The 411-nt window shown below is 43.1% G+C and carries 1 pseudogene; it reads left to right on the top strand.

Going from position 1 to position 411, the window contains the following annotated elements:
- Positions 1–36: 36 nt before the first annotated feature.
- A pseudogene (locus J7R13_RS09160) lies at positions 37–411 on the top strand (site-2 protease family protein); the annotation flags it as partial.

Genomic DNA, 411 nt, shown 5'->3' with positions numbered 1-411 from the left:
ATGAGTAGCAGTTTGGTGCACGTAATTGTGCATTAGCTCATTGGGCGGTGGTGTGGTATTAAGGTGTCAGTTTTTTCGCTTGGGTGTGGACCGCAAATAGTGAAGTATACAGATAAGCACGTCTCTCAATGGCGTGTAGTGCTTATTCCCGTAGGAGGATATGTGAGGTGTATTGGGGATGGAGAAGATGTATCAGCATTCCAGTCCTCTCCGGATGTTCAAGGATCGTTTGCTAGTGCTCATGCTTGGAAAAAAGCAGCATCTGTTTTTTCGGGTCTCTTATTTAATGGCCTTTTTACTATTGTTATGTTAACTTTTTTTTTCTTTGTGTATGGTTGTGTGGCCATTTAACCGGTTGTTGGTGCTTTGGTAAAAGATTCTCCTGCTTTTCAGGCAGGTTTAGGACGAGGT

The organism is Bartonella taylorii 8TBB (assembly GCF_902825155.1).
GTDB lineage: Bacteria > Pseudomonadota > Alphaproteobacteria > Rhizobiales > Rhizobiaceae > Bartonella > Bartonella taylorii_A.
This window is presented reverse-complemented; position numbering and strand designations above follow the sequence as displayed.